A 6,432-nucleotide genomic window follows, 5' to 3' on the forward strand; every position below is an offset into this window, starting at 1 on the left:
TCACTTTCTTACTATTTTCCACAGGTCGATTTGGTATTCAAGGACTGCGTAGTTTAGACGAAATCGAACCAGCGATCAGCCGTATTCAGGGAATCTTATTTTCTGAGCGATAGGTTAATATTGCCGGAAGGTCAAATCTCGGCGATCGCCATACGCTGTGGGGGCGAAACGTATAGTAAGTGAGATCCGGCGTAGTAATCTCACACCGGGTTCCGAATATGGCCGGTAGCGTGGCTGTGTGCGGTAATTACCGAACGAAGTGAGGTAAGTGGGGTCGGAGGCTTGAATAATTGGCTGAACAGATGTGGGGGCGCTTGCCGTTCTTGCCGTTTTGGGCAAACGTTAATGTGCTTGGACTACTTCATTCTAATCGCCACACAGCGGCTACCCGGGCCAGCCGACCGGGTGGATTCGTTTGAGGGATTCCGACTGCTGGTATATAAAGGCCCACCGCCGTCTGGTGGTTTTGGGTACTTCAGGAGGCGTCGGTCGGCTGATGGGTCGGGGCGGATTCGAACCGCCGGCCTGCTCCGTGTGAAGGAGCCGTCATAACCGGACTAGACCACCGACCCCGCGCATCGATGATATCCCGTGGCCGGACTTAAGCGTTCTTCTTCACCGTCTTTCGGCGCTCAGTACGTCGGTGACTCCTCGGGAACATCCTCACGGGCGTTGACGAGTCGGGCCAGAACGAACAGTGCGTCCGAGAGACGATTCAGATACCGGATCGCTTCGCCGTTCACCGGATTGTCGGCCGCCAGGTCGACCGCACGGCGCTCGGCCCGTCGGACGACCGCTCGCGCGTGGTGCAGCGTCGCCCCAGCGTCGCTCCCTCCGGGAAGGATGAAAGACTCGAGCGGATCGAGTTCCTCCTCGGCCTCGTCGATCGCGTCCTCGAGTTCGTCGACGTGGGCCGTATTCACGACGGGGTCGTCGTCCTCGGGCGTCGGGTTCGCGAAGTCCGCCTGGACGATGTGGAGGTGATTCTGAACGTCCTGGAGTGTCTCGTCGATGTCGTCGTATCCCGTGGGTCGGGCGGTGCCGATCAGGGCGTTCGCCTCGTCGACAGTGCCGTAGGCTTCGATCCGGGGACTCGTCTTCGAGACCCGGGACATATCCCGGAGATCCGTCATCCCCTCGTCGCCGCGGCCGGTGTAGATCTTCATCGGCCTTCGTCCGCCAGCGTCTGTTCGACGTACTGGAGAATGTTTTCGCTCTCGTTCATCGTGACGCCACGCGCCTCGTCGATGAGGACGGGGACCGCGCGCTGGCCGCTCACGCGCTTGACCTCGTCGCGTTCGGAGTGCAGTCCCTCGACCCACTCGGTCTCGTACTCGACGTCGTGATCGCGCAGCGCGTCGTGAACTGCCTCGCAGTACGGACAGCCATCGAGCGCGTACAGCGTGATGCCCATATCCGTTCATCGGTCGCGGGGACAAAGAGCGTTGCTCGTCTAAGACGGGCGGTGCGTCCCCGCGACTCAAGTGTGCGCGCCCGCAACGCTGCGATATGAGCGTGACTGGCGTCTGTCAGGTGTGCGAACAGCGCGAGGCCGAGTACGTGTGTCACCGCTGCGGGGCCGCCGTCTGTTCCGTACACTTCGATCAGGACCGCGGCGTCTGCGTCCACTGCGCCGACCCCGAGGGCCGCGACGACGTGTTCGCCGAGGGCACCGAGGACGTTCCGGAGTTCCAGTGAGTCGGACAGTCTCTCGCTCCCTCACGCGTCGCCGTTTCGGTACTGATTCAGCCGCCGCTTCAGCCGTCGGGCCGCGTTTCCGGCGGCCTTCGCGAACGCCTCGCCCTGGTCTTCTCCGGCGAAAATGATTCCGCGCGACGAGTTGACGAGTCCGACGCCGACCCCGGACGACGTCCCGTCGACCGATGTGTCCCGCTCGGCTAACTCGGCCAGTCCGTGCGCAACGGCCGCCTCGGCGTCGCCGCCTTGAGCGCCGATGCCGGGCACAAGAAACGGGAGGTTCGGAACCTGCTCGCGGATCGACTCCAGTTCGTCCGGCGCGGTCGCGCCAACGACCAGTCCGACGTTCCCGTGTTCGTTCCACAGATCGGCGAGCGCAGCGACTCGTTCGTAGACCGCTTCCCCGGAGTCGAGTTCGAGGTCCTGCAGGTCCGCGCCGCCCGGGTTGGAGGTGCGACAGAGCACGAAGACGCCCTTACGTTCGCGGTCCAGAAACGGCTGCAACGAGTCGCGGCCCATATACGGATTCACGGTGATGGCGTCGACCTCGTCAAGCAGTTGGGCGTACTGTCGTGTGGTATTGCCGATATCAGCGCGCTTCGCATCGAGGAGCACGGGGACGTCTTTGCCGTGTGCGTACGCAATCGTCTCGCGGAGAGATCGCCACCCGTCGGCGTCCTCGTAGAACGCCGCGTTCGGCTTGTAGCAGGCGGCGTGTTCGTGCGTCGCATCGATGATGCGGCGGTTGAACGCCCACCGCGGGAGGTCCTTTTCGGCGAGGTGATCGGGCAGTCGCGAGCGGTCGGCGTCCAGTCCGACGGAGACGACGCTGTCGACCCGCTCGATCCGGTCTGCCAGGCGCTCGAAGAACGGCGCGGTCATACCTGGACCTGTCGGCCGGGGACCGAGTACGTTTCCATTCGGCCGAAACGCCGGGCGAGTGTTTATATACGATACCGGGGCCAGCACCCTCGTGACGTAGAGACGGTCCCACGTCGGACAGCGGGTGCCCGGCACGTCGGCGTGGGCGCAGTCGCGGTCACGTGCCGGCTGTTCGCCATTGAGCGCCGCACGCGCGGAGTCACCAGCGCTAAGTCCGCGCCGTGGCTGGACACGAGTATGAGTCCAGAGGGTCGGGACCATTCGCTCGAGGAGTTCTTCAGTGCCGACGATGGGGGGACGGCGGACGACGACGAATCCGGGTCCGACGACGCCGACGGGTCGACGGGCCGTGGTGGCACCGACGACGACACGGACAGTCAGACGACGACTGACGAGGCTGTGTCCGACGAGAGCGTTGCCGAGGAGACTACAGAGGCCGAAACGAAAGGAGACGTTGTCGAAGAAGTCGAGGCCGACGAAAGCGTAGCCGACGAGACCGGACCTGACGAACGCGTGGCAGATGGAACCGAGTCGGAGGGGGCCGGAGCCGACGAGGGAGTAAAATCTATTCACCCAAGCGACGTGGAACCGGCAACGGCGACCTACCGCTGGGAACCGGAGGGTGTCGAGTGCCCACGCTGTGCGGCAGTCGTCGGACGGCTGTGGGTCGGCACGGAGCAAGGCGACCCGGTGTGCGCCGACTGTAAAGAGTGGTAAGTCGCGGTCAGCCGCGTCGAGCAGTCAGTCGGACGGTAGCCGAAGCGTCAGCAGCACGACGACGAGTACTACGCCACTAAGCAGCCAGTAGCCCTCGTCGAAGTAGCCCCGGTCGGCCAGCAGCCCGAACAACACGGGGCCCGCCGCACCGAGCGTCGCAGTCACGGTGCGGATGACGCCGAGGCCGGTCCCGCGGATCTCTTCGGAGAACGCGTCCGAGAAGTACGACTGCGTGATCGCACCCGAACCCAGCATCGGACTCACGACGACAGTGACGGCGATGAGGGCCGCGACTCCCTCGACGAGCGGCAGGACGGCGAACCCGACGACCGGTCCGGAGAGGACCGCCACAAGCGACCGGCGGAGCCCGACGCGATCGTACGTCGCGCCGGCGACCGGCTTGATTACGACGCCAACCGCGAAAAAGAGGCTGAACAGTAGCGACGCCGTCGACGAGGCCAGCCCTTTCTCCTCGACGAGGTACGTCGGATACAGACCCGTGAAGGCCTGCCAGATGAGAATGTACAGAAAGAGGATGAACGCGATGAACACGACGTTCTCGCGGCTGAGTTCGGCTATGACGTGCCTGGCAGTGTCCAGCGAGAGCGCGTCGATTCCTCCCTCGGCGTCGGCCTGAGCGGGGAGTGCCGCCCAGAGCGCGACCGCGCCGACGAGGAGGAGCGGCACGACGAACCCGATGCCCGCCTGCCAAGCAATCGCTGCCGCGAGGACGCTCGCAATGGGCGGAAAGACGGTCTGTCCGAGGTCGCCCGTGGCCATCGTCGCGCCGAGCGCGCTCCCGATCCGGTCTGGGTAGATGTCGGCGAGCATCGTGATCCGCGCAATCGGATAGAGCGACTGTCCGACGCCAATCAGCGCCGTGGCCGCAAACAGCGCCAGCGCCGTCGACGAGACGACCAGCATTCCGACCGCGAATGCAACGACGAGCGCGCCGGTCACCATCATCGAACGCTCGCTGTGGCGGTCGGCGAGGATGCCGCCGGGGAGTTGCCCAAGCGCGGACCCGAGCCATAGAATCGTCACCAGGAGTCCGGCGACGGTGAGGCTGAGGCCGTACGACTCGCGGAAGTACGGCAGCAGCACAGGGTAGATCATTCGCGTCCCGAGGAGCACCCCCCAGGTGCCCGCGATCGGCGCGAGTGACCGGCCTTTCCCACCGCTGACGAGGGCACGGGCCTCCCCGGCGACCGAGGCGGCGAAACTCATCTCGGGCCACCGATCAGGCTGATGACGACGCTCCGACCGAAACTCATCAGCCGACGCTGCACACGACGGCGTCAAATCGTTACCGGATCACGTCTCGGCGGGGAGCAATTCGACCTCAACGGGAGGCCGATACGGCAGCAGTCACCGGTCCATCCGCGTTCCGCGCCGATCAAATCCGCGGACGAACGCCGCTTCGTCGAGTGTGAGGACCGTCGGCCGGCCGTGCGGACACGCGTATGGGTTCTCACATAACCCGAGCCGTTCGACGAGTTTATCGGCCGCTTCGTCGCTTAGTTCCGTGCCCGCCTTCAGCGAGGGATCACACGCGAGGTCTTTGAGGAGGTCCTCACGGCCGTCGTCGGGCGTCTCACCGTGACGAAGCGCATCGATCGCATCGCGGACGGTCTCGGGGGTGGCCGTTCGTCCCAGCGGAGCGGGGACCGAGTGAACGCGCACAGACGTCGCGCCGAACTGATCGACGTCGTAGCCCACTGCCGCGAGGGCGTCGCGATGGGATTCGACCGCCGCCGACTGCGCCGGTGTCAGGCGAACGCGCGCTGGCGGATCGACGGCCATAGTCGGGACGTCGCCTCCGACAGCCGTTCGGAGCCGCTCGTAGTTCACCCGCTCGTGCGCCGCGTGCTGGTCGACTACGAGGAGTTCGGAGCCGCGTTCACAGAGCAAGTAGAGGTCACGGAACTGTCCGATCACTTGCACGTCGCTGAAGTCCGAATTCCCCTCGTCGAGTGGCTCCAGCGACGCGTCGAGGTCCATCGAGAGCGACTCGGTATGACGCACGTCGGCGGTCGAGAGCGCATCCCGAAGGGTCGATTCGATCGCCGACACGACGGAGTCGGCGTCGCGGAGTCGCACTTCCCGCTTCCGCGGATGGACGTTGTGATCGGCCCACGCATCCGGAAGCGAGAGCGAGACGACCGCGATCGGGGCGCGGTCGTCGGGCAGGAGGTCACCGTATCCCGCGACGACGGCCCGACGAAGTCGGGCGTTCTGTACCGGTCGGTCGCCGACAGCGACGTAGACGTGGTCCTGGCGAGCGCGGGTAGTCGATGGATGCACGAGGACGCCGCGGACGCCAATCTCGACACCGGAGACCGTACTCGCGGCGTCGATTGTCGTCGATTGGGCCGCCATCTCACGATCGTACACCCCGAGCAGTGCGTCGTCGAACTCGCCCGTGCCCGATGTCGAGAGCACCTCTGACCCGTCGTGAGTCAGCGTGATGGCGACGTCGGGGTGGACTAAGGCGTAGCGCGAGACAGCGTCGCTCACGCGGGCGAACTCGGTACGTGAGGCGGCAAGCGACTCCCGGCGCGCCGGCGTCGATTCGAAGAGGTCTTGCACGGTGACTGTGGTCCCGCACCCGCGCCCGACCGCCTCCACGTCGTCTGCGCCCGGACCGCCGGCCGCGACGACGCGGGTCCCGCGTGGGCCACCGTCGTTCGTCACCACTTCCAGCGTCGCCGCAGTGGCGATGCTCGGTAGCGCCTCGCCGCGAAAGCCGAGTGTCTCGACGGCGGAGAGTTCCGTGTCCGCGCGGAGTTTGCTCGTCGTGTGCCGCTCGACCGCGAGTTCGGCGTCAGAGCGGCTCATCCCCTGCCCGTCGTCGCGAACGCGGAGCCGTTCGGTACCGTCGCCGGCGACAGCGACGACGACCCGGGACGCACCCGCGTCGAGGGCGTTTTCGAGCAGTTCGACGACGACGTCGGCCGGCCGAGTGATCACCTCCCCGGCGGCGACGCTGGCGACCGTCTCCTCGCTCAGTCGCTGGACGGCGTCGCTGGGCACCGCCGCGTCAGAACGCTCTTCACTCATCTAGTTGCCGGCGTAAACGTTCGAGCGTGTTGAGCGCTTCGAGCGGCGTCGTCCGCGCAACGTCGAGTTCGCGCA

7 protein-coding genes and 1 tRNA gene are annotated in these 6,432 nt (G+C 65.6%); 2 read left to right on the forward strand and 6 right to left on the reverse strand.

Going from position 1 to position 6,432, the window contains the following annotated elements:
• Nucleotides 1-497: 497 nt before the first annotated feature.
• The 3 genes from ABEI27_RS10670 to ABEI27_RS10680 all read right to left on the reverse strand — a co-directional run bounded on the left by ABEI27_RS10670 (nt 498) and on the right by ABEI27_RS10680 (nt 1,414).
• Nucleotides 498-572, reverse strand: a tRNA-Val gene (locus ABEI27_RS10670).
• A 60-nt stretch (nt 573-632) separates the two neighbouring features.
• Nucleotides 633-1,166 (reverse strand): cob(I)yrinic acid a,c-diamide adenosyltransferase, encoded by a 534-nt coding sequence (locus ABEI27_RS10675; RefSeq protein WP_375799391.1) that lies wholly within the window; start codon nt 1,164-1,166, stop codon nt 633-635.
• Complete coding sequence (locus ABEI27_RS10680) at nt 1,163-1,414, reverse strand: glutaredoxin family protein (RefSeq protein WP_375799392.1); 252 nt, start codon at nt 1,412-1,414, stop codon at nt 1,163-1,165. Before ABEI27_RS10680 ends, ABEI27_RS10675 begins: the two co-directional genes overlap by 4 nt.
• Nucleotides 1,415-1,509: 95 nt before the next feature.
• On the opposite strand from ABEI27_RS10680, the gene ABEI27_RS10685 reads away from it, so the two are divergent.
• Entirely contained in the window at nt 1,510-1,698 is a 189-nt protein-coding gene (locus ABEI27_RS10685) for a zinc finger HIT domain-containing protein (RefSeq protein WP_375799393.1), read from the forward strand.
• A 21-nt stretch (nt 1,699-1,719) separates the two neighbouring features.
• Here ABEI27_RS10685 and pyrF read toward each other — a convergent pair whose 3' ends face one another.
• Nucleotides 1,720-2,580, reverse strand: coding sequence for an orotidine-5'-phosphate decarboxylase (pyrF, locus tag ABEI27_RS10690; protein WP_375799394.1), 861 nt, complete (start codon nt 2,578-2,580; stop codon nt 1,720-1,722).
• Between the two features lie 237 nt (nt 2,581-2,817).
• Between pyrF and ABEI27_RS10695 the strand changes: the two genes are divergently transcribed.
• Nucleotides 2,818-3,297: a hypothetical protein gene (locus ABEI27_RS10695; RefSeq protein WP_375799395.1), complete on the forward strand. Its 480-nt coding sequence runs from the start codon at nt 2,818-2,820 to the stop codon at nt 3,295-3,297.
• 24 nt (nt 3,298-3,321) lie between these two features.
• On the opposite strand, the gene ABEI27_RS10700 is transcribed toward ABEI27_RS10695, so the two are convergent.
• Nucleotides 3,322-4,524, reverse strand: coding sequence for a nitrate/nitrite transporter (locus ABEI27_RS10700; protein WP_375799396.1), 1,203 nt, complete (start codon nt 4,522-4,524; stop codon nt 3,322-3,324).
• A gap of 141 nt (nt 4,525-4,665) precedes the next feature.
• Nucleotides 4,666-6,357 carry a DNA mismatch repair endonuclease MutL gene (gene mutL, locus ABEI27_RS10705; protein ID WP_375799397.1) on the reverse strand — a complete coding sequence of 564 codons (1,692 nt, stop codon included), beginning with the start codon at nt 6,355-6,357 and terminating at the stop codon, nt 4,666-4,668.
• Nucleotides 6,358-6,432 lie beyond the last annotated feature (75 nt).

Source organism: Halobellus sp., assembly GCF_042218505.1.
GTDB lineage: Archaea > Halobacteriota > Halobacteria > Halobacteriales > Haloferacaceae > Haloquadratum.